Source organism: Desulfolithobacter sp., from assembly GCF_054025815.1.
Genome location: NZ_JBPMMS010000010.1, coordinates 1 through 21,822 on the forward strand (window position 1 = coordinate 1; position 21,822 = coordinate 21,822).

The 21,822-nt window shown below is 52.6% G+C and carries 18 protein-coding genes; 5 read left to right on the forward strand and 13 right to left on the reverse strand.

All coding sequences use genetic code 11. The annotated features are described in order from the left end of the window. Positions 1–183: 183 nt before the first annotated feature. The 11 genes from ACXJJY_RS01625 to phoU all read right to left on the reverse strand — a co-directional run bounded on the left by ACXJJY_RS01625 (position 184) and on the right by phoU (position 13,256). Entirely contained in the window at positions 184–1,050 is an 867-nt protein-coding gene (locus tag ACXJJY_RS01625; RefSeq protein ID WP_456384961.1) for a PEP-CTERM sorting domain-containing protein, read from the reverse strand. Between the two features lie 71 nt (positions 1,051–1,121). After that, positions 1,122–2,432 carry a glycosyltransferase family 2 protein gene (locus ACXJJY_RS01630; protein ID WP_456384962.1) on the reverse strand — a complete coding sequence of 437 codons (1,311 nt, stop codon included), beginning with the start codon at positions 2,430–2,432 and terminating at the stop codon, positions 1,122–1,124. Continuing rightward, a complete protein-coding gene (locus ACXJJY_RS01635; protein WP_456384963.1) occupies positions 2,422–3,834 on the reverse strand; it encodes a TackOD1 domain-containing metal-binding protein in 1,413 nt (470 codons plus the stop codon). Before ACXJJY_RS01635 ends, ACXJJY_RS01630 begins: the two co-directional genes overlap by 11 nt. Next, complete coding sequence (locus ACXJJY_RS01640) at positions 3,831–4,817, reverse strand: HlyD family secretion protein (protein ID WP_456384964.1); 987 nt, start codon at positions 4,815–4,817, stop codon at positions 3,831–3,833. The genes ACXJJY_RS01635 and ACXJJY_RS01640 overlap by 4 nt, the downstream gene beginning before the upstream one ends. Beyond that, entirely contained in the window at positions 4,783–6,942 is a 2,160-nt protein-coding gene (locus ACXJJY_RS01645) for a TolC family protein (RefSeq protein WP_456384965.1), read from the reverse strand. The genes ACXJJY_RS01640 and ACXJJY_RS01645 overlap by 35 nt, the downstream gene beginning before the upstream one ends. Positions 6,943–7,198: 256 nt before the next feature. After that, a complete protein-coding gene (locus ACXJJY_RS01650; protein WP_456384966.1) occupies positions 7,199–7,417 on the reverse strand; it encodes a hypothetical protein in 219 nt (72 codons plus the stop codon). A 288-nt stretch (positions 7,418–7,705) separates the two neighbouring features. Further along, positions 7,706–8,590: a phosphate ABC transporter ATP-binding protein PstB gene (gene pstB, locus ACXJJY_RS01655; RefSeq protein ID WP_456384967.1), complete on the reverse strand. Its 885-nt coding sequence runs from the start codon at positions 8,588–8,590 to the stop codon at positions 7,706–7,708. A 152-nt stretch (positions 8,591–8,742) separates the two neighbouring features. Continuing rightward, on the reverse strand, positions 8,743–9,786 hold the full coding sequence (locus ACXJJY_RS01660; protein WP_456384968.1) for a PstS family phosphate ABC transporter substrate-binding protein: 1,044 nt from the start codon (positions 9,784–9,786) through the stop codon (positions 8,743–8,745). 147 nt (positions 9,787–9,933) lie between these two features. Further along, a complete protein-coding gene (pstA, locus tag ACXJJY_RS01665; RefSeq protein WP_456384969.1) occupies positions 9,934–11,211 on the reverse strand; it encodes a phosphate ABC transporter permease PstA in 1,278 nt (425 codons plus the stop codon). A 13-nt stretch (positions 11,212–11,224) separates the two neighbouring features. Then, the gene (gene pstC, locus ACXJJY_RS01670) at positions 11,225–12,598 is read right to left on the reverse strand and encodes a phosphate ABC transporter permease subunit PstC (protein ID WP_456384970.1); all 1,374 of its coding nucleotides are present in this window, start codon (positions 12,596–12,598) and stop codon (positions 11,225–11,227) included. A 13-nt stretch (positions 12,599–12,611) separates the two neighbouring features. Then, positions 12,612–13,256, reverse strand: coding sequence for a phosphate signaling complex protein PhoU (gene phoU / locus ACXJJY_RS01675; protein ID WP_456384971.1), 645 nt, complete (start codon positions 13,254–13,256; stop codon positions 12,612–12,614). 200 nt (positions 13,257–13,456) lie between these two features. On the opposite strand from phoU, the gene ACXJJY_RS01680 reads away from it, so the two are divergent. The 5 genes from ACXJJY_RS01680 to ACXJJY_RS01700 all read left to right on the forward strand — a co-directional run bounded on the left by ACXJJY_RS01680 (position 13,457) and on the right by ACXJJY_RS01700 (position 19,834). After that, positions 13,457–14,158, forward strand: a complete 702-nt coding sequence (locus ACXJJY_RS01680) for a response regulator transcription factor (protein WP_456384972.1) — start codon at positions 13,457–13,459, stop codon at positions 14,156–14,158. Positions 14,159–14,254: 96 nt separating this feature from the next. Continuing rightward, entirely contained in the window at positions 14,255–16,039 is a 1,785-nt protein-coding gene (locus ACXJJY_RS01685; RefSeq protein ID WP_456384973.1) for an ATP-binding protein, read from the forward strand. A gap of 131 nt (positions 16,040–16,170) precedes the next feature. Beyond that, entirely contained in the window at positions 16,171–18,375 is a 2,205-nt protein-coding gene (locus tag ACXJJY_RS01690) for a hybrid sensor histidine kinase/response regulator (protein WP_456384974.1), read from the forward strand. A 113-nt stretch (positions 18,376–18,488) separates the two neighbouring features. After that, positions 18,489–18,830, forward strand: a complete 342-nt coding sequence (locus tag ACXJJY_RS01695) for a hypothetical protein (protein WP_456384975.1) — start codon at positions 18,489–18,491, stop codon at positions 18,828–18,830. After that, on the forward strand, positions 18,827–19,834 hold the full coding sequence (locus ACXJJY_RS01700) for a potassium channel family protein (RefSeq protein WP_456384976.1): 1,008 nt from the start codon (positions 18,827–18,829) through the stop codon (positions 19,832–19,834). The genes ACXJJY_RS01695 and ACXJJY_RS01700 overlap by 4 nt, the downstream gene beginning before the upstream one ends. A gap of 18 nt (positions 19,835–19,852) precedes the next feature. On the opposite strand, the gene ACXJJY_RS01705 is transcribed toward ACXJJY_RS01700, so the two are convergent. Then, a complete protein-coding gene (locus tag ACXJJY_RS01705) occupies positions 19,853–20,812 on the reverse strand; it encodes an ABC transporter ATP-binding protein (RefSeq protein ID WP_456384977.1) in 960 nt (319 codons plus the stop codon). Then, the gene (locus ACXJJY_RS01710; RefSeq protein ID WP_456384978.1) at positions 20,812–21,819 is read right to left on the reverse strand and encodes an ABC transporter ATP-binding protein; all 1,008 of its coding nucleotides are present in this window, start codon (positions 21,817–21,819) and stop codon (positions 20,812–20,814) included. The genes ACXJJY_RS01705 and ACXJJY_RS01710 overlap by 1 nt, the downstream gene beginning before the upstream one ends. Positions 21,820–21,822: the final 3 nt, after the last annotated feature.

Genomic DNA, 21,822 nt, shown 5'->3' on the forward strand with positions numbered 1-21,822 from the left:
AATAGTAGGGTCTTCCCTTTTTCATCTTTTTGTGCAGGTGAGCCATGCCCGTAAGATACCAGTAGGGTCTTACATGTGCAAGCGAAAAACGCCCATCATCTTGATTTTTTATATTTTTTTGGGATGAATTTTTGGTAGGCGTGTAGGGTCTTACGTGTTTTTCAGGGGTAAGTTGCTGAATTTTTAAAGTTTTTTTGTTAAAAATTGTGAATTCTTATAAACTCCTGTCAAAGCTGCCAGACTTGCCAGACCAATCCCCATGAGAGTCATCGAAGCTGGCTCTGGAACTGGAGCGGGATTTACCGTATCTGTATCGGCCTGAAACGTAAAGGACATTGCAGAGCCAGACCAGTTTGAAAGATCGGGCATGATGGTAAGGGTACGATAAAGATCGCCTACAGGTTCTGCCCCGACAAGCGCCACTGCATTTGAGTAGGTGACAAGAGCACTGGAAGAATCGAAGAGTGAACTATCAGACTCAAAGGGCCAGCCACTTCCAGAGTTGAGAGTGCTGGGATAAAGCAGCGGGTTTGAAGCATAAGTTCTGGTACCATCAAATACAAAATCTCCGTTTCCTGCATCCAGCGTCAGGCTGGTAACAGCTGCATCACTCTCAAAAGACCATGGAGAAAAATGGGGAGAATTCGGATAAGTAGACCCGCTCTCCACTTGCAGGCTCCAGTCACTCCCAAAGGCCCCGCCGGAACCCGAACCGAGGCTTTGCCACACAGCTGTTTCCACCGTGCCATCAACAAAGGTTACACTAACCTCCATTCCCTCCATATCGTCACCATAGGTACCACCACTGGCGACACTGTCTATATAATAGATGGTTCCCTCCTCATAAGTGATAGAGACAGCTCTTGCCACTGGTGCATAAAAGAGCAGGATAACAAAGCATATCAACTTGATATTGAAATACCTTTTCATAATCTTCATCCTCCTGGCCACCTGATCACCAAATTTATCGACTTTCCTCAACCCTAAATATGCACAAAACGGGCCAGAAAAGATTTTCAATCCTGAAAAATTTCTTTTTCTCTCTGCCATGGCCTGGTGCCCCTTAGCCACCTCCAGAAACAGGACCGTCCCGTCTGATAGCCGACAAATGGCTGGTGCTGTCAATTCAATGGTTCGTTTTTAACAACTTTTGAAACTTTCCATGGATTCCATTTGTCCATATAGGACACACGGTGAAAAAACTCCATGACATAGGCATAAGTTCTGACGATTCTCAGAAAGATACCGGTATATAATGGTACCAGGGGAATAAAGGCGATCAGCCTTTTTTCCCGCCTGCGAACAGTATTTCCAAGTAAGGCAATCGCGACAAAAAATTCGAGAAAATTTGCTGTAACATAAAGGAACATGTTGATGATAAAAAAAATCTCAACCTGACTGCGGCCTACAATAAACACCTGGATGATGTAGATCCACCATTTGATGTCAAGAAGCAGGTTGAAAAAAATGTTATCAAACGAAGCCAGAAAATTTTTAAAATTAAAACTTCGGGATGGCAACAGGATGTCTCTGTGCCGCCTCACACGAAAACGTATGAGAGAGCGGTCCCACCTGAAACGCTGCCTGGCCAGTTTGGTAAAAGTATCAGGGCAATTAGTGTAACAGACCGCATAGGGTTCATGCACAACCTTGTATCCAAGCTTACGTATCTTGAGTGTGATGTCTCCGTCCAGTCCGGGGCCGACATCCCAGCCGTAAATTCGCTGTAGAATATCTCGACGGAAGGCACCATGAGCTCCGGCGATGATACGCAGAATTCCAAGTTCCGAGGTGACGGTGCGGCCCGTTGTAATTGACTTGAGGTACTCTATGGCCTGCAAGCGCGTGGCAAAGCTGATATCCGTATTCGCAACCCTGACATCTCCACCTACAGCACCGACATTTGCGTCCATGTAAAAGGGCAGTAAAATGGTCTCTATGGCATTATGTTTCAGATGACTGTCGGCATCCAGATGAATAATATACTTTCCCCTGGCATACCTCATGGCCACGTTGGCGGCCGAGGCCTTTCCTCCACGGATATCATTGCGGATAAAAAGGTCTATTTTTCCTTCACGCTGTAGTTTGCGACATATGCTGGGAGTGTTGTCATCAGAGCCATCATCGACAATGACTGTTTCTGTATTCTTATAAGTCTGATTGGCAAGAGATTCGGTCAATGCCGGGATATGCTTACCCTCATTTTTGCCTGGCACGATAACAGAAACAAGAGGACGTTCACGAAACAACATTTTGCGGGCCAATTTATACCTGTCCTTCCTTAGTCTCCTTTTGGGAATATAAATGAGCATCACGACAAAATCCAAAAACAGGTATCTTGTCATGTCGACTAAAAAGAAAGGCCAAAAATAGGCCAGCACCTTCATGAGGGTTAAGTTCGCGATAAACTCGCCAAGGGAGTCAAGCAGCATAATGGTGAAGGATCTTCTCCAGGCAGGAGTCCGGATCAAGGTCCGCTGTGATAAGCCATATTGCTGAATCTGCATCAAGTGTCATGTCGAGATTGCTCTTGATCAGATTTCCTATGCGCTTCTTGATTCTTTCAATGGCCTGTTCACCGTTTTCTGGAGCAGTTTCCGTCAGAATAATCAGGAAAAGAGTTTCGTTACGCATGGTGAAGAGATCAGAACTGCGAAGGTTGGCTTTGAATGCTTCACTGATTTCCTCAAAAATATCACGGGTGCGTTTCCCCAGCCTGGTGTACAGGTCCTCAATTCCAATTAATCGAATTACGGCCAGCGAACTTACCGTTACACCGTATCGCTGTATTCGCGCCTGTTCGATGCGAAATAATTCCTTAAACACGCTAAATGGAAGAGCATGAACTTTACTTTCAAGAATGTTTTTAAATAGAGAGTCCAGACCATAAATCGCAGCATTTTCGCCAATGCCTGTGATTGAGTAAGATTTTATGGAGCGCTGCACCTGATTATCCGGTTCTGTTTCCCGATGGCAATTATAACAGGAAGTCATGATACCGGCTTCCTGGAAAATATTACCGCATTGGTTACAGTGGTAGACTATAGATGTTTTGTCATAATCGACCCCTATATGATTCAGGGTTTTGTCACACTTGGGACAGATCAGTTCACTTCCTTGCCGATATTCCGAAAGTTCCCCCACATATGCGCACCTGAAATGATGAATCAGCTCATCTATGAAAAGATCACTCGATCCACAATCCGGACAGGTTTCGAAAAAATTCAGGAAAGCGCATCCGCAATGCGTACAAGAAAAGGAGGAACGGACAAAGATACCTGAAAGCAGTCGTTGAGCTTCAAGATACTCCAGGGTTTCGAGGATTCCATCGTCGGATCTCGGCAAAAGAGGCTGCAAAGCAGGAAATATGTATCCACTTAATGCCTGCACAGATGGGATCGGTTCTATTGTCAGGTTACGGGATGCGATAAAGCGCAACACCTTGAAAGCGACATTGGTGTCACCCTGATTGGATTGTCCTGCGTATTGATGAATCTTTTTATTAATTCCCTCGAGTCTGGCTGTCCAGCTTTCAAGCTGTTCATGCAGGGGATGCCCCCCCGCCTGAACAATTCCGTCCGCTGACTGGAGAATATTTTTTGGCCCTGATTCCGGACCCGCCAAAAAAAGTACCGGCCGCAAATACAATGCAGGTTCAACCATGCGGCGTATCCTGCAAAGAAGCTCATATGCAGCGTCTGGAACGGAACCGTCAATCAGAAAAAAGGCTACCGTTTCACGATCAACAGAAGAAAGGTTGTCAATATCAGCCACAGGAATATCAACTGGTGGACGTGGCATATTGGCCGAAGGGATGAATATCGCGGTTCTCATAGCTTCTCCCCTCTTACCTTTAGCACAATCCGATCGTATTTCTGCCAGATTTTCTCTTCTTCCGGATCAAGTGGTACAAGTTTGACCCGGATCATGGTTGGTATTGGGATGTAGTCCTTGCGCAGCCGCTTCACTTCGACCTGTGCCGATGAAGTCACATCGGTCACCTGACCGATACTCCGGTAACGGTCAGGAAAAATTATCTTCATCTGGTTGCCTGGAGCGATATATCTCAAATATTTTTCCTTTATGTATGCATCGATATATACAGGAGCATCTTTGGCAATAAGAACCAAAAAAGGCTTGCCTCTGGAAATATATTCATGTTTCTCAGCCTTAACCAGATAAACCATGCCATCAAATGGCGCGGTGATCTCCTCTGTGGTGCAGGTTTGGCTGGGAGATCTGGATGACAGTTGCCGCAAGGCAGCAAGTTCTTTCTGACGAACGGTAATTTCCGCTTTAAGAAATTGTATCTGCTCCCGAAGCTTTTCAGCTCTGTCTGCCTGCTCTTCCTGCTGACGACGAAAAGAGGAAGAACCTATCTCCAGAGCCCTGTGCAGTATTCCTGAGTCTGAAGCCTGGTCGATTGACTTCAAATGATCAGCAAGAATTGCCAGTTTTGCCTGCCTGCTTTTTATGTCATAAGTTAATTTTGTTATTCTCGGGTCGGGCCTGTCCTCGCATTTGCCTGGCAGGGCTATGGTCGCAAGCACCTCTCCTCGAACAAAAGACTCTCCTTCCATTTTCGTCAGTTGAACAATTTTTCCACCCCGGGTACTGCTCAGCGCGGTTTTTTCATGCACCACTTGCCCCTGCCCGACAAAAAAAATCACTCGCAAAGCCACCAGATAAAGCAGTCCGGATACAATTGAAAAAAGAACCAGAAAATAAACGAACTTGGTAACTCGTGGCAGAATGCGGCCTGGAGGCTTCCCTTCCGGAAGATTATTTAAATAGCTTTTCCGGGTACGGAGTTTCATGACTTGCTGTTATCTTTTGAAAAAATGTTCTGAACTGATGAATACCGTACTGTGTTATTCCAGTGGACAGGATCAGTTTATCTATCATCTTCTCGATATCCCATTCATCCCTGAAATCAGACGCCCTTAAAACGATCACCAGTTTGGTTGGGGCTATGCTGCCCAATACAGTCCGCAGCCGCCTGGCAAGAACATTCGGGTCTGTTGTGCCATAGGCCATCACATACACTTTGTCTGCAATTGAATCAAGCAACTGAAACGTTTTTGCAGGAAAATGTACAGGCACGGCCACACTTAATTTACGGCCCTGAAGGGTCTGTTTTATTTTTTCAAGGAGTTCGAGGTATTGTTCGAGATATTCTTCCTCTTTCTGGCGGAAATCAGGAAGAGTATGGGGTTCAATATCAAGGTGGACAGTACCTGTCAGCTCGGCAAGAGTTACGGACCGGGCGAGAGCGTTTTGATGATTTTCTGGAAATATCCACTCTGCTTCACCTGTGAGCATCTCGACATGGATATTCTTTTGCTCGGCCATTTTTAGAAAATCCATTATTTTGCCAACAGATATTTTTGTGCTGGCAGACAGAAGAACTTTATCGATCTGTTTTGCCTTGAGAAAATTGATCAGGTTTTCGTTGCCTATAGAGTTAAAGCCGGAAGACCAGATATAAATACTCCGCTCACCCAGTCGCGCTCTTTTCAGGCCCGGGGTCAGACTGAGTTTTTGGACCAGGTCGGAACGATAAGGAAGAGCGGCAGCAACAAATATCTCGTTGACCCTCCTGTACAGCTCCTCTTTGGCGCGCAACAACTCGACACTGGCATCCAGAAGTGTAAGCATTCTCGTTATGGCTACCGGCATAAGATTGTCAGCACCCATTTTCAACTCCAGCAATGTTTGTCTGAACCTTTCCTTAGCTCTTGCCTGACGATAATGAGCCCGGATAGCTCTGTGCAACTGCTCTGTCAAGCTGGCATGTGCAGCCCTGGTTTTGGAAATCCGCTTCCAGAGCGATAAAGACTTGTTCTTTTCAACCTGTAAAAGACGCAGTCTCAACTCACTGGACTCCCTGTCATACAGGGGAACCCGAAATCTCAAGCCTGCTACAAGCTCATCTCCCGAAGATGTGTTGTTACTGATATCAAAGGACCTGCGAACAAAGAGACGCAGTGAATCAGGTATCTCTGCTTCATCCTCGGTCACGAGACGTTTCCTTTCCAGGTGCGTGAGAATTTCTGGCCGATTATCTGACAATATGGCTTCAATAACGCCAGGCAAATCAACCTCAACCAGAGGTGGTGAATAAAGTTGTATAGGGGCTTTTTCAGGAATGTACGCCTGGCCAAGGCTGGAAAGTTCCTGTCTGGTCAAAACAAGGTTTTCTTCTGAAACGAAATAGTCATCAAGAAAACTTAAGTTGCTGAAATAGGCTCGCCGCTCTATTGGATATACCTTTTCAAGGAGCCGCATCTTCATTGTCAGTAAAACTGTGAGAGCACCTGAAAAAGATTGGTCAATACTGTAACTTCGGCACCTTCCTTCTCGTTCATTCTGCCGGAACTCTTCTTGGATTTCTGCTATTCTCACACTGTACTCCAGTGCATCGGCATTTCTGCTGTACTGGAGATATCCGTTTTTCAAAATATCCCATGACAGTTCCAGTTCCATAGAGCTTTCACCGAAACTTTCTTGACCGGAATTCCTGTTGCCAAGATCGCCGGTGGTTAAAGCTCCCCGGATTTCAAGGCCGTTTTTTTTTCCGGCCTGCACAGCCTGCTCCTGTATTATATGTGACTCAAGAGCATGTTGCTCAGCAATATCTCGGCAAGGCGCCGTGAATATATCATCCACAGTTTCCATGGGTTGTTCGCTGTTAAATTGCCTGTCGAACTCTTCATCTAATGAAATCAGCAAGTTCATCAGTTGCTGATGCTCTGAAATAGCCTCTCCACTACAGATGGTCGGACAGAGAACATTATAAGAAAGAAGAGTTATCAGGACAAAGGACAGTAAGGTAAGACTTGCTTTCTGAAGATTTACGAAAAGCATATCATGTAAACGGCGTGACTTGCTTGATTTGGAATCTTTTGTTGGCGTCAAGGTCTTACACGTCATGTAGCTCATGATTCTCAAATCAAATGACCCTGCACAGGAAGGTCAGCCATTCCCGGCGAAGGCCATTTGCGGCCCTGGATGACATGATTTTTACCTGCCAACGTGGCCCGTAAGGCCATTTCGTGGTTAGCCCCGTGCCGAAAGACGCATTGTCGGCAAAGATTGTCGCTTTTCCCCGAAAAATGGACATACTTGTCCCTTCGCCCTGCCGTTTCGACGCACGGTGGGGCCTGTTCTTTGATAAAAAACGCCGTCCGACAACAGCTCAGGGTGCGCCGTCACTTTCGATCGCCTCGACCACGTAGCCTTTGATACCAAAGGCTATGCTTCGGTACAGGGTCTCCAGCGAGTCAACGGGGAACTCCCTGAAGCGACTCCGTACATTCTCCCAGAGCGTCCGTTTGCTGCCAACCTTCTCCCACGCCTTCCGGAAGAGCCAGCAGCCAAGCTGCCGGGCCTGCTCAACCAGGAAGACCAGCATCATCAGGGTGGTCTATCATGAACTAAAGCGCGCAGATGAGACATGGTCAGTGGCCCATCAATACCTGCGGGCCGCAGTAGTACTCCTGCATCGAGTCGATTTACTGATACTTTCTGTTTCTATATCCGTCAAGTAAATCGCTTTGCGCAGCAGTCTTTTTCCGATAATCAGATGGTCTGGATTTTGCAATCATGAGGAGCGCAAAAATTCACCCGGTGAAAAAAAAACCGGCAGGCGCCTTGAATAGCGCACTGCCGGTTAAAACAGGGGAACAACTACAGAGGACGGTGCTCAGCCGAAACGGCCGGTGATATAATCTTCGGTCAGTTTATGGCGGGGATTGGTGAAGATGCGGTCGGTGGGTCCCACCTCCATGAGTTCTCCAAGGTGGAAATAGGCTGTACGCTGAGAAACCCTTGCCGCCTGCTGCATGTTGTGGGTAACGATAACGATGGTGTACTGGTCGCGCAGCTCGCTGATCAGCTCCTCGATGGTAGCCGTGGCAATGGGATCCAGAGCCGAGCATGGTTCATCCATCAGGATGACTTCCGGTTTGACGGCAATGGCCCGGGCAATGCAGAGTCGTTGCTGCTGGCCGCCGGACAGCCCGGTGCCGGGCTGATCAAGCCGATCCTTGACCTCGTCCCACAGCCCGGCCTTGCGCAGGGAAACCTCCACCAGCTCATCGAGCTCTGTCCTGTCAATGGCCAGACCGTGAATCTTGGGGCCATAAGCCACATTGTCGTAGATGGACTTGGGAAAGGGATTTGGCTTTTGAAACACCATCCCGACCTGGGCCCGGAGCGGAACCACGTCAACCTTCTTGTCATAGATGTCGAGTTCATCCAGGAGAATCTTGCCCGATACACGGCATCCCGGAATGGTGTCGTTCATCCGGTTGAGACAGCGCAGAAAGGTAGATTTACCACAACCGGATGGACCGATCATGGCCAAAACTTCGTTACGTCCAATATCGATTGATACCTCGCGGATGGCATGTTTTTCGTCGTACCAGACATTGACCCCCCGGCACGTCATCCTGGCATTGTCGACAAAGACTTCGCCCACAGTGGTGTTGACTTCGCTGTTGTCTGCCTGTTCAAGCGTTGCCTGGACGTAATCTTCAGCACCTGTATTCACATGTTCCATCCTCTGGGTCAATTCGGCTGCGATCATCTTTCTTTCCTGTCCTGTCCCTGCCCGTCATTCGCGCAAAAAAACGAGCACTGAGATATTGGAGATTTTGTTGTCAAAATGCAGCTGCCGTATCACCTCCCGGGACGGGGTGATACGGCACAGTGAACATGGAAGTTCAAACCTGAGGCTGCTTATTTCATTACCAGGGGTTTGAGTTCTCTGGCATCTTTTGCAAACTTGGCCCGCTCTTCGCTGGGCATGGGAATCAACCCCTTATCAGAGAGATACCCTTCATCGCCCCAGGCCCGCTCGCTGGTAAACTCGGCCAGGTACTCCTCCATGCCGGGAACCACACCCACATGGGCTTTCTTGACATAAAAGTAGAGCGGCCGGGAAACGGGGTATTTGCCTGCAGCGATATTTTCAAAGGTCGGGGCCTCACCGTCAACAATGGATCCCTGAATCTTGTCGCCATTCTGATCCAGATAGCTGAAGCCGAAGATGCCCACAGAGTACGGGTTTGCCTCGAGTTTCTGGACAATCAGATTGTCGTTCTCGCCAGCCTCGATATAAGCGCCGTCTTCACGAACCGTGTGACAGATCGACTTGTAGCGTTTCTTGTCCTTCTTTTTCATGGCCTTGATCCAGGGGAATGTCTTGCAGCCGCCTTCCATGGCCAGCTCGACAAAGGCGTCCCTGGTGCCGGAAGTGGGCGGAGGGCCGAGGACTTCAATCTTCTGATCCGGCAGGGACGGATTTACTTCCTTCCAGGTCTTGTATGGATTCGGAACCAGTTTTTCACTTCCCTTCGGGTCCGGTACATCCTTGGCCAGGGCCAGGTAGATGTCCCGGCGGGTGAGCTTGAGCTGGTCACCCTTACGCGAGTTGGCCAGCACGATTCCGTCGTAGCCGATTTTGACCTCAGTGATATTTTTCACCCCGTTCTTCTGGCACTTCTCGTACTCAGAGAGCTTGATCCGACGCGACGCATTGGTAATATCAGGGGTGTTGATGCCTGTACCGGCACAAAACAGCTTCATTCCGCCACCGGAACCGGTGGATTCGATCTTGGGGGTCTTGAACCTGGTGGTCTTGCCGAACTGCTCAGCCACAGTGGTGGCAAAGGGGTAAACCGTGGATGACCCGACGATGAAGATGTAATCTCTGCCACCGGCAGAGGCCGTGGATGCGGCTGCCAGCATGGCAACACCAAAAATCAGACTTTTCTTTAACATATTTTCTCCTCCAGAATAAAAAAACGAAAAATGATTAACAACAACGAGAAGGTACCCGGTCTTTGTTAGCGCTGTGTTAGCAATTGGTTTGAAGTTTGTTGCAAAACCGGGTCACTCTTATCCAGCCACGGAGCCTGTCACTGCCACCTACCAGCGGCGTTCAAACTTTTTGCGCAACAAAACAGCAGCACCGTTCATCACCATGAGAAAAGCCAGCAGAACCATAATGGCCGCCGATGTCCGCTCGACAAAAGCCCGTTCCGGTGAATCAGCCCAGAGATAGATCTGCACCGGAAGCACGGTGGCCGGATCGGTAAACCCCTGTGGAATATCGACAATAAAAGCCACCATACCAATCATAAGCAGCGGAGCCGTCTCTCCCAGTGCCTGCGCCATACCGATAATGGTCCCGGTCATCATCCCGGGCATGGCCAGCGGCAGGACATGATGAAAAATGGTCTGCATCTTGGAAGCACCCACTCCGAGAGCCGCCTCGCGGATGGAAGGAGGGACCGACTTGAGAGAGGCCCGGCTGGCAATAATAATTGTCGGCAGAGTCATGAGAGTAAGTACCAGCCCACCCACCAGAGGAGTGGAACGCGGCATGCCGAAAAAGTTAAGGAAAACGGCCAGGCCAAGCAGGCCAAAGACAATTGAGGGCACCGCGGCCAGGTTATTGATATTGACCTCGATCAGGTCGGTCCAGCGGTTCCTGGGAGCGAATTCCTCCAGGTAGACCGCCGTGGCCACTCCGATGGGAAAGGAGAGTCCAAGGGTGACCAGGAGCGTAAAGAGCGAGCCCATGGCCGCACCATGGATTCCCGCCAGTTCCGGCTCCCTGGAATCACCGGCGGAAAAGAAAATAGAGTTGAAACGGCGCTCCAGACGCCCGCTTTCGGCAAGATGGTCGATCCAGCGGATCTGCTTGTCGGTCAGGCGGCGGTAGCTTTCCTCCACCTCCCTTTTGATATGGCCCTTGACGAACATGTCCACCTCATCGTCGGCCGGGAGCCAGACATCCTGGGTGGTGCCGATCAGAGCGGGATTGGCCACGACCATCTTCTGCAGGGTGTAGGCAGCCCCGGAGCTGACCAGACGGTACAGCTGGCGTTTGTCCCGACGTCCTTTGACGCCTGGGAACAATTCCCGCATGGAGGCCTTGACCAGGGCAGCGTAATCGGCCCGGGCCAGATTACTCACGTCAAAAACCTTGGCATCAAAATGGATCGTGAGTTTGATTTCTGTCTGCAGAAAGGCAGAATAACCTTTGGAGACAATGGACCCAAAGAGAATCAGAAGAAAACCAAGACTGGCCATGATGGCCAGCAGTCCCATCAACCTGAACCTCCGCTCGCGGCGATACCTCTTGCCAAGCCCCTGGCTGACCCGCTCCATGGTCGACATTTCACTGTTCGTCTGTTTCATGGATTCCTTCTGTTTATTCATATTCTTCCCGGTAGCGCCGGACAACATAGAGGGCAATCACATTGAGAATCAGGGTCACGACAAAAAGCAGCAGGCCCAGAGCAAACGCGGCCAGGGTCTTTGGACTGTCAAATTCCTGGTCTCCCACAAGCAGGGTTACAATCTGGACGGTGACAGTGGTCACCGCCTCCAGGGGGTTTGCTGTAAGCTTGGCCGACAGGCCGGCGGCCATGACCACTATCATTGTTTCGCCGATGGCCCTGGAAACCGCCAGCAGGATGCCGCCGACAATGCCAGGCAGGGCCGCCGGCAGGACGACGTTCTTGATGGTTTCGCTTCGGGTGGCCCCCAGGCCGTAGGATCCGTCGCGCAGGGCCTGCGGCACGGCGTTGATCACATCGTCGGACAGGGACGAGACAAAGGGAATGATCATGATGCCCATGACCAGACCGGCGGCCAATGCACTTTCAGAAGAAACGGCAAGCCCAAAACTTTCACCGAGTCCACGTATGAAAGGGGCCACCACCAGGGCTGCGAAAAAGCCATACACCACTGTCGGCACTCCGGCCAGGATCTCAAGCATTGGCTTGACCACGGCCCGGAAACGGGGACCCGCATATTCAGACAGGTAAATTGCAGACATCAGACCTATGGGTACGGCCACGCTCATGGCGATAGCGGAGATCATGAAGGTGCCGGCCAGTACCGGAATGGCCCCGAAACTGCCCGAGCTGCCGGCCTGATCGGCCCGCATCGCCATCTGCGGACTCCACTTGAGGCCAAAAAGAAAATCGGTCAACGGAACTTCCTTGAAGAAACGAATGGACTCGAACAGGACCGACAGGACAATCCCCATGGTGGTAAACACCGCGATGGTGGAGCAAAGAATCAGGACCACGCGAATAAACCGCTCCACATGATTCCTGGCCCGCAGATTTGGCCGAATCCTGGCATAGGCAAGAAAAAATCCGACCAGGGCCACAATGCCCATCACCAGGCCCAGAGACACCTGGCCGATACGGTGCAGCTCATAGTACCGGTTGGCCGCCACCTGCAGATCCGGATCAATGTTGCGGGCCGCAGTGTGACCCGCAACCAGGTTTTTCAGGTCACCCACAAGGAGGCTGAGCCTGTCCGGACTGAGCTGATCGGCACCAGGGATGGACTTGAGGACCAATGCTGTAAGAATGTAATCGGAACAGGTCAACCAGAAAAAAAAGATGATGAGTGGCGGCACGCTGCACCACAGCGCCACCAGCATCCCGTAGTAGCCGGGAGTGGAGTGGAGCTTGTGACGGCCCACCAGAGAAAACGCACGGTGCCGACCCTGCCACCATGCAAAGAGGGCCAGGCCGACAACAAGTACGGGAAAGAAATAAGGAGACATGATCGGTGGCCGCTCAGTTACTGCGAACTATCTGGCCTTCAACCAGATAGATGACTTCTTCGGCGATGTTGGTGGTCCGGTCGGCAATCCGTTCCAGATGGCGGGCGAGCAGGTACATGTTGAGCAGACAGGCAGCGTGCCCCATTTCGATATTCAACTCGTTGACCACCGCCCTGTACACGGAGTTCCGCAAATCATCCACAGCGTCGTCTTCGATGAATATCTGTCTTGCCTGCTCCACGTCCTCGGAAACAAGGGCATCGAGGCTCATCTTCAACATTCTCCGTACCCGGAAGATCATGGGTTGATAATCGATCTCAAAAGTGAGGGAAGAGTCCTTGTTGATGGTGTGGACCCGTTTGGCGATGTTGACCGCGATATCGGCAATGCGCTCAAGCTCGTTGTTAACCTTGATGATGGTGATCAACAACCGCAGGTCACTGGCCACAGGCTGGTGCAGGGCCAGAACCTTGAGACATTCCTCTTCAATCTGGATCTCCATGTCATCCACTTCCCAGTCGGAACGGATGATTTCGTCCGTCAGAACAGGGTCCCTGGTCTCAATGACCCGGCATGCCTTATCCACCCGGTCTTCGACCAGAGATCCCAGGGACAGGAACATCTTTTTCAGTTCCTCTATTTCGCGATGAAACGTCAAGTGCGGTGTCACTATGTGGAAGCCTCTGTGTATATTATTTAATATTGGCGTAACTTGTACCCCTGCATTGTTACCTGATGGTTAAAGTTGTGTTAGGATTTGGTTAGCGTGCACATTTTTTCTTGCAACCGGGGCGCCACAGGGTAGTTTTTTACGATTGAGTCAGTTAACCGTACCTGGAAACATATGGAGATTCGCACGTGAAGAAACCTGATATCCTTGTTGTCGAGGATGATACGGATATCCAGCAGCTGGTCAGCTACAACCTGATCCGCAGCGGCTACAACGTGACCTGCGCCGACAGTGGCGAGGAAGCCCTGGATCTGCTGAAAAAAGAAACGTTCGATGCCATGATCCTCGACCTGATGCTGCCGGGCATGGACGGAATGGCGATCTGCACCAGTGTCCGCACCGATGAAAAGACCCGGAGCCTGCCGGTCATCATGCTCACTGCAAAAGGTGAAGAGGACGACATTGTCGCCGGGCTGGAGAGCGGTGCCGACGATTATGTGACCAAACCTTTCAGCCCCAGAGTTCTCATCGCCAGGGTCGAGGCAGCACTGCGCCGCAAGCCTGTTGCCCACGAGGACCGGAATGGTACCGACGAGGAGGTGATCTCGCTCCACTCCATGCAGATCCATCCCGGACGCCACGAAGTTCTCCTTGATGGTCAACCCATCCACCTGACCACCACCGAATTCACCATCCTGGAACTGCTGGCCCGCAGGCCGGGCTGGGTCTACACCAGACAGCAGATAATCGATCAGATCCGGGGCTACGACTACCTGATCACTCCCAGGGCCGTGGATGTGCAGATTTTCGGATTGCGTAAGAAGCTCGGTGCGGCCGGCAAGTGGATCGAGACCATCCGGGGTATAGGATACCGGATGCGCGAATTGTAAGTTTTCAGCGCCTCTGCCCGGCCCATGGACAGCGTGGCGACTACTGCATACTGAAAGCCTTCCCTCACTCAGCAACCAGCAACCATATTAATAGCCATGCAGAAACCACGTCTCCTCTGGCAGATATTTCCTGCCAGCCTGCTCATCACCCTTGGCGCCATGCTCGCCGTCACCTGGTACACCTCGACCACCATCCGCTCATTCTACCTTCAGCAAATGCGCTCCGATATCGAAGCCAGGGCCCGACTGCTTGAAGCAAAAATCATCCATCTGGCCGCCGAAGACCAGAAGCAGCTCCAGGAGTTTTGCCAGCGGGCCGGACGGCGGGCTGCCACCCGGATAACCGTAGTGGCGGCCGACGGAACCGTCCTTGCAGATTCCAACGAAAATCCCATCCAGATGGATAATCATTCCAACCGACCAGAACTGCGTGCAGCCCTGGCCGGCCGGACCGGTTCATCACTGCGCTTTTCAAAAACCCTGGGCCAGACCATGCTCTATGTCGCAATTCCGATAAAGTTCCAGGATACACCTCCCGGAGCCCTGCGACTCTCGGTGCCGGCCACCTCGCTCAACAGTATCCTCTCTTCCATCCATACCAGGATTTTCCTGGGGAGCCTGCTGGTAGTGGTGCTGGCCGGACTCCTGTCCCTCTATATCGCCCGGAGGATCAGCCGGCCGCTGGAGGAGATGAAACGCGGTGCCCGGAGGCTTGCCCGGGGAGAAACCGGTCAGCCCATCCGTATCAAGGACGCTTCGATGTCTGCTGAAATGGCGGAGCTGGCCCGCTCCCTCAACGAAATGGCCCGGCAGATCAACCAGCGTATCCAGACCATCAGCCGCCAGCACAACGAACTCGAAGCGGTTTTCGGTTCCATGACCGAAGCCGTGGTCGCCATCGACACCGAAGAGCGCATCATTCGCATGAACCGCGCCGCCACCCGGCTCTTCGGCCTGGACCAGAAAGCTGTCAAGGGCAAATCCATCGAAGGACTGATCCGCAACTCCGACCTGCTCGTCCTTATTCGCTCGGTCTTTGAGACCAACGAACCAAGTGAAGAAGAGATCAATTTTTTCGACGGTTCTCACCTTGTCACTCTCCAGGCCCGGGCCGTGGCCCTGCATGATTCCGAGAACGAATCCATCGGCGTCCTGGTGGTCATGACCGATGTCACCCGCCTCAACCGGCTGGAAAACCTCCGACGCGATTTCGTCGCCAACGTCTCCCATGAACTCAAAACTCCGATCACCGCCATCCGCGGTTATGTGGAAACCATCCTCGAAGGAGCGCTGGACAGCCGGGAGGACACCCGCCGCTTTCTGGAGATCGTCAAAAGGCAGACCACCCGGCTCGAAGCCATCATCGATGATCTGCTCACCCTGTCGCGGATCGAGGACCGATCCAGCAAGGACGACATAAAACTTTCCCGGATGCGAATCCGCCCGGTACTGGAGGCGGCCCTGCAGACCTGCGCGGTCAAGGCCAGGGAAAAGGAGGTGGTGGTGGAAATCGACTGCAACGAGTCCCTGGAGGCGCGCATCAACCAGCCGCTTCTTGAACAGGCGGTGATCAACCTGCTCTCCAATGCCATCACCTATTCGCCCGCCGGATCCACGGTCTGGGTCCGGGCCAGGAAATCACAGGATAACGAAGGGGTGGAGATATCGGTGGCTGACCAGGGAATCGGTATTGCCCGGGAACACCAGGAACGCCTCTTCGAACGGTTCTACCGTTGCGACAAGGCCCGCAGCCGGGAGCAGGGCGGCACCGGCCTGGGCCTGGCTATTGTCAAGCACATTGCCCAGTCCCATGGCGGCATGGTCACGGTGAGCAGCTCTCCGGGCCGTGGTTCCGTGTTCACCCTGAAACTGAGAAGATAACCCTGCCCCCTTTCCTCCTCTCCCGCTTGTTATGCCCATATCCGGCGAACTCTGGTTGAAAAGTGCGGTTGCAGCCTGTATGATGTCGTGTTGCTCATCTTCAGGCAGTTGACAAACAACCAGACACCATCATGCCCCATCAGCTCTTCTTCCTCCTTGCCAAACGCTCCATTGCCAGGGACCTGATCCTCTGGCTCAGCGGTATTGTCCTTGTTATCATTCTCCTGTTGGGAATTTCCTATAAATTTTATTTCAACCGTCAGTTCCAGCAGGAAATTGCCCTGCGCAGCAACCAGATCATCGAGGATGTGGCCAACGCTCTCTATTTTCCCCTGCTCCATCTCGACGACCAGTCCATCCGTAACATTGCCCAATTCTACCTGGACAGCAACGACTATGTTGATGGTATCCAGGTCGTGACCGATTTCGGCGACATCATTGTCGATGAGGTTCCGGCCAATCCCGATGAACTCCTCATCAGGACGAAAACCCTGTATCGGAACCAGAAAAATATTGGATCTGTCACCATATACGTCAGTGGCGATACCCTGCTGACCAGGGTGAAAGATGTTATCCGCTCGGTTTTCCTGGCTTCGATCCTGATCATTGCGGTCATGGCGATATGTATCCGCCTGATCCTTCATTATCTTCTCAACCGGCCCCTGGAAGCCCTCATTGCCAGAATCCGCCGGATCGCCAGCGGTGACTACGCCACCCCGCTCGAGCCGGTACCGCATCGGGATCTCAACGCGATCATCGAGGCGGTTAACACCATGGCCAGGGAGATCGAGAACAAGAACCGGCTTCTTGCCGAATCGGAGAAAAAGTACCGCTCCATATTCAACAGCGCCACTGAAGGCATTTTCCAGACCACGGTTGACGGACGGCTGATTACCGTCAACCCTGCGGTGGCACATATCTTCGGTTACCAAACAGTGGAGGAACTTATCAGCCAGGTGACCGATCTTGCCAACCAGCTCTACCTGAATCCAGCCGACCGCAACCAGCTCATTGAGCAGCTGGAGGCTGAAGGCATGGTCTCCAAGTTCGTTGCTCCCATGCGCAGAAAAGATGGTTCCACAGTCTGGATCTCGCTCACTGCCAGGGCCATCAACGATGAAAAGGGTAACTTCATCATGCTGGAAGGCACTCTTTCCGACATCACCAAACAGCGACAGATGGAAGCCGAGCTCCTGCATGCCCAGAAGATGGAGGCCATCGGCACCCTTGCCGGAGGTATTGCCCATGACTTCAACAACATACTTGTAGCCATCTTTGGCTTTACCGAGCTCGCCCAGATGCATGCCGCTGACAATCCCAAGCTGATGCAGCATCTGACCGAGGTCATGAACGCGGCCGGCCGGGCCCGGGAACTGGTCCAGCAGATTCTCGCCTTCAGCCGCAAGGATGAAGCCTCGAAACAAGCCGTCTTTCAGCCGGCCAAAGAACTTCGCAAAGCGCTTTCCCTGCTTCGTCCCACCATTCCAACCACTGTCGATATCCGGGAAACCATTCTCTCCAGGTCCTGTATCAGGGCCGATCCCTCCCGGTTCCACCAGATTGTCATGAATCTCGGCACCAACGGTTTCCATGCCCTGGAAGACGGCTGCGGCATCCTGGAATTCACCCTGATGGACGAAGAGCTTCTTCCCGGCCAGGTCGTTTCCAGTGACCTGGAACCTGGCAAATACGTGGTTCTGGAGGTGAGGGACAACGGTTCAGGTATGGATGAAGCCACCACAGCCAAAATATTCGAACCCTACTTCACCACCAAGGACATGGACAAGGGCACAGGGCTGGGCCTGGCCATTGTCCATGGGGCGGTGAAAAGCTGGAAGGGCACGATCCTGGTGGACAGCTCGCCGGGAAAAGGGACCACCTTCCGTATCTACCTGCCGACAGTACCAGAGACTGAGGAGACAACATCTGATGCAGATGAAACCGGACCCGGGACAAAAAGCCGCGCAGCCCGCATCCTGCTGGTGGACGACGAGGAAACCATCTGTAAACTGATGTCCATATATCTTGGCGAGCAGGGACACCAGGTGACATCCTTCACCGACCCGGTGAAGGCCATGTCCATATTTGAACGGGATCCGGAGGCATGGGAGCTGCTGATTCTCGACGTCACCATGCCGCACATGCCGGGTGACCGCTTCGCCGGCCTGGCCCTGAAACTGCGGCCGGATCTGCCCATCATCCTCTGCACCGGGTACTCCAGCCGGGTGGACGCCACCAAAGCCAGTCAGCTGGGAGTGACCGCCTTTATCAGCAAACCCGTGCGGATGAGCCTTCTGGCCCGAACCGTAGCCGATACCCTGCGAAACAGCAGGTAAAAACCAGTTTGTGGATATACATAGTGCCACACAGTCAACCGACGAACGACCGGAATGCTCAACCCAAGTCCTGGTTGTTCACCGGTGTCAGTTGCGTTTAAACAGGGGAAAGAATGAAGCACAGATTTTTTTTCTTTATTGCCATGATAACAGGGCCCTGGTTTCTCACCGGGTGCGGAGAAGATCCACCATTTGAATACCGGTACCTGGCCAGAGACGTGGTTGTCGTTGACTATCAGGGCACGCAGTACCGGCTCACCCCGGAAAGAGAACAGGATGACCTGCCGTTCACATACGAATTCGAACCGGACGGCGACCTGAACCTGGAACTTGATGGCCGTGAATACGAAATCGAAAGCCCCTATGATGTCGATCTCCTCAAGAAAAAGAAAAGAAAAACCAGCAGCAGGAAAAAATCGCTGTCCAGCAGCAGAAAAAGGAGAACATCCAGGTGAAAAGGTTTCTGCAATTTTTACAGCGGGAAAACCTGCCCCAGCTTCTGGGGGTGATTCTGGTTATTGTGCTGGTCAGTGCCGTCGCGATCTCATGGTTTGAACCGGATGTCGACTTTCCGGCAGGCATATGGTGGAGCATCGTCACTCTCACCACCGTGGGTTACGGCGATATTTCTCCAACCACCGCGGGGGGACGAGCCGTCGCCATCCTTATCATGTTTTTCGGAATCGGCCTGCTCGGCACTCTCAGCGCAAGCCTGGCCGCAATCATCATTGACAAGCGAATGCGGGAGAACAGAGGAATGAGTAACTCCACCTTTACCGACCACATCATTCTCTGTGAATGGAACAATCGGGCCAGATCCATTCTGACAGAGCTGCGGGCAGACCCCCACACTGCCGAGTCACCGATTGTCCTTATTGCAGACGAAGACGAGAAACCAGTCGACGATCCACTCCTCTTTTTTATCAGGGGAGTTGTCAACGAGGAGACCCTGGAAAGGGCCAATCTCAACCGGGCCAAAACCGTGGTTGTTCTCGGAGACGATCGGCTGGAAGCCACCTCCCGGGATGCCAAGGTTGTGCTTACCACCCTGACAATAGAGACCATAAACAAAGATGCATATACGGTGATAGAGCTGACCGACCCCAAAAACGTCCAGCACGGCCGCAGGGCCCATGCCGACGAAATCATTGTCGGTCATGAGCTGAGCAGCCATCTCATCGCCTCGGCGGCGATTGACCACGGTATCAGCAACGTGGTGTCCGAGCTGTTGAGTGCCCAGTACGGTAACGAGCTGTGCAGCATCGGCCTGCCGGCCGGAATGGAAGATAAGCCTTTTCTTGAAATCTTTGTCAGGATGAAAAAAGAATATGGGAGTATCGTTCTTGGTATCAAGCGCGGAGAAAACGACGAACTGATCTCCAATCCACCCGCCGACCTGACTGTCCGTGCCGGAGACCGCCTTATCGTCATAGCGGACAGTCGCACAACACAACCATGAAGGCCGCAGACCAGGTATTCATGCCAGGTGGCAGGCCACCTGGCATGAACCTTTGCTTCGCAGCTCCGGAGACTGGTTCCGACATATTTCAACCGTTTCCGGACAACGAGGATGAAAGGCGCAACCTGATGGCGGATCCATGGGTGAAGGGAGTTCGCCCCGGAGCATGATTCTTTTCTTTTTATGAAAGGGATCGGCCACCGGCGTCGCTGAAAGGAGAGCCCTTGTATATGGATGAAGAGGCTGACTGAAGAGAGCGTCGCTTGAGCCAAGCTCCACAGGACGGCCCAGGTACATGACCATTACTTCGTCAGCGATATGCCGGACCACGGCCAGATCGTGACTGATGAAGAGATAGGCCAGGCGGTATCGCTCCTGCAGGTCCACCAGCAGGTTGAGAATCTGGGCCTGGATGGAAACGTCCAGGGCCGAAACAGGCTCATCAAGAACCAGAATCTCCGGCTGGAGCATGAGAGCCCGGGCAATGGCGATTCGCTGGCGCTGACCACCGGAGAACATGTGCGGATAACGATCATAATGCTCAGGCCGCAACCCAACCTGTTTGAGCATGTCATAAGCTGCCTGGGTGCGTGCTTCCTTGCCCATATCCGTGTTGACAAGGAGTGGTTCCTCAAGGGCAAGGCCGATTTTCTGCCTGGGATTGAGTGAACCGTAAGGATCCTGAAACACGATCTGCACCTTGCCGTGCAGCTTACGTATCTCCGCCCTGGAACCACTGGCCAGATCGATACCGTGCAGCTCCAGGCTGCCCGAGGTTGGTGGCTCAATCATTGTCACCAGACGGGCCAGGGTCGATTTTCCACAACCAGACTCCCCCACCACCGCCAGGGTACTTGAACGCCTCAGAACGAAACTGGCCCGGGAGAGGGCCTTGAGTACCGCCGGCCGCCGGAATGTACCCCGCCGAATCTCGTAATGACGGGACAGGTTTTCTGCACGCAGCACCACCTCAGACATCACGATCCCTCCCTGACAGCACCTCTTTCCGGGTGGTCCAGAGGCTGCCCGTTTTTCAGGGGATAATGACATAAAGCATATCCCAGCTCTTCCGGGGCCCGGCCCGGAGTTTGCCTGCGGCATACATCGGTGGCGTACCGGCAGCGCGGCGAAAAAAGGCATCCGGTGGGCCTGTCGAACTGGCCCGGAACCACCCCGGGGATAGAGGGCAGTTTTCGGGACGTTGCCCGTTCAGGAAGAGCCGAGAGGAGAGCTGCGGTGTAAGGATGGTGCGGATTGACAAAGAGATTCCGCACATCCTGCTGTTCTACCTGCTGACCGGCATACTGGACCACCACCTGTCTGGCTGTTTCGGCTACAATTCCCATGTCATGGGTTATCAGGACCAGGGCCATGTCGTTCTCTTCCTGCAGGTGCATGAGCAAATCGAGAATCTGGGCCTGGATAGTTACATCCAGAGCCGTGGTCGGTTCGTCGGCAATCAGTAACCTGGGCCGGCAGGCAATAGCCATCGCGATCATGACCCGCTGGCACATACCGCCGGACAGCTGGTGCGGAAAAGCGGCCAGCCTTTTTTCAGGCTCGGGAATACCAACCTGGTCAAGAAGCTCCAGGGCCCGGTTCCGGCGATGCTGCCGATCCAGCCCCAGGTGCACCTTGAGAGCTTCTGTGAGCTGGAACCCCACAGTGAAGCAGGGGTTGAGGCTGGTCATGGGCTCCTGAAATATCATGGTCATCTCGTGACCAATGATCCTCCGCCGCTGACGCCTGGTCAGAGTGAGCAGATCCTGACCGTCAAATACCATTCGCTCGGCCTCCACCCTGGCCGTCCAGGGCAGAAGGCCCATAAGGGCCAGCATGGCCACGGATTTACCCGAACCCGACTCGCCGACAATGGACACCACCTCACCGGGGTCTACGCCAAGCGAAATGCGATCCACGGCGGTGAACAGGCCACCGCCGGTACGGAAAGTCACCGTGAGGTTTTCTATTTCGAGCAGGGCCACAGA